This window comes from Bradyrhizobium sp. (genome assembly GCF_016462955.1).
Taxonomy (GTDB): domain Bacteria; phylum Pseudomonadota; class Alphaproteobacteria; order Rhizobiales; family Xanthobacteraceae; genus Bradyrhizobium.
The window spans coordinates 1-1,837 of the sequence record NZ_JAEMSD010000833.1; the positions used below are offsets into that span (position 1 = coordinate 1).

Below are 1,837 nucleotides of genomic sequence, written 5' to 3' on the forward strand. Positions count from 1 at the left end.
CGAGTGCCGCCGACGTCCTCCACCGCATCAACGAGATCAGCTTCAACTCGTCCCTGATGCGCGAGATGCGCGCGATCGCCTTCGCCGCGAGGCTGATCGACGGCGGCGAGCTCGACAGCGAGAGGCACAGCCGCATGTACATGCATTGGATCGGCAACGACCAGCTGATGTCGCAGCTCGGCACGGCCACGCAATTCCATCCCGAGTGGAGCCTGCTGTGCCGCCTGCGCAATGCGGGCCGCGAGGCGGCGCAAAGCTGGCTGGCGGAAAACTTCGACCAGATCGGGAAGTCCTCGACTGTCGACCTCGCGGACATGTTTCTTTAAAACGCGAAAACAACCCCATGCACAGTAGCCGGGGTTAGCGGAATCAATGACTTGCCCATTGGGTCATGTTCTTGCGGATTTTTCGAAGCTGGTTTGACTCGTCGGGCAAAACAGGGGCATGATGTCACCATGCCTCGACACCCCCTTGAAGTCCGCATCTGGTGCGCAAGCACTCCGCGATTGGACAAGAGTGCAGCCGTTCGGGGAACCCGCGCGCCAAATGTGATCGTCATATCCTTTGATCCTGCTTGACAGTTTTGTGTCTCAGGCGGACCATCGCAATGGTCGCAGACAGGCGACGCGCAACGTCCACCTCATGAGCAAGGGGAGGTCTATGACTCCACCTCCGCAAATCCAGCCGCGTTGATTGCGATGGAGCTCGTTCGGACTATCGCATAGCGGCAGAAACCGCGAACGGCACGCCGGGTCAAGGTTTAGCGGGCTGCATCAGTGAGGCAAAGCCCCTACCTTCCCGGCGCTGTTTCTTGCATCACCGGTCGCGTTAGGCGGCCGTGACGTAGCTGGCCTCGACTGCCGTCATTGACATTCTGCCTCTTGTCCTCCTTTTCCTGGCCGTCATTCCGGGCCGATCCTCCGAAATAGCGCCGTGGTTCCAGATGGCCTTTGCGCGACGTGAGCGCGCGCCTCGTCCTTCGAGACGGCGCTGACGCGCCTCCTCAGGATGAGGCTAAGCGGCATGGACCTTGTTGAAGCTCCTTCCGCGCACGCGGTCCTATTCCGGGGGAGCCCGCGTAAGCGGGTGTCTCGAAAGATCGCGACGCGCGCGAAATTGGCCTGCGACGGCGTCAATCGAACTCGCGAGTTCCCCCATCATGGCATCGCGGCAAATGCCAAGAGAATGTCGCCTCGGAGGCCCATTTCCGACACAGGCCGGGGGCGAATAACGGCTATCCGACATGACGCATGCGCTTTGGCGGTGACGGTCTCGACACCGCCGGCGCATGCATTTTTTCAGGGACTCTTCGTGTCGCCCAAGCTTGCCCCCGCGCTTCTCGCCGTTCTCTTCCTCGCGATCTCCTTTGTCTCTACCGCCAGCGCCGAGGCGCCTCGGCCGGCGCCGAACGATGCTGTCGCGCTGTCAGGCGAGGAGGCCAGGCGCGCGCTGGAGACGCTCCAGGACGACAGGAAGCGCGCGCAGATGATCGATACGCTGCGTGCGATCGCCAATGCATCCGGTCCGCAACAGCCCGCGACGCCCGCGACCGAGCCGAAATCGCCGATCCCGCTCTCGGCCGACGGCCTCGGTGCGCAGCTCCTGCTCACCGTGTCGGAGGAGATCGGCGAAATCTCGCGCGAGATCGCCGGCATGGCGCGGACGCTCACGCACTTCCCGGCGTTCTATTATTGGATCATGCGGACCGCGAACGATCCCGCGGCCTATCACCTTCTGATCGAGATCGCCTGGAAGCTGGCGCTGGTGTTCGGCTTGGCCTTCTGCGCGGAATGGGTGATCTTCCGCCTGATCCGGCGTCCGGTTGCGTTCCTGGATG

General features: G+C 62.6%; 2 pseudogenes. Both read left to right on the top strand.

The features are described from left to right. Positions 1–326: pseudogene (locus tag JHD07_RS38960) on the top strand (patatin-like phospholipase family protein); the annotation flags it as partial. Between the two features lie 985 nt (positions 327–1,311). Then, positions 1,312–1,837: pseudogene (locus tag JHD07_RS38965) on the top strand (small-conductance mechanosensitive channel); the annotation flags it as partial.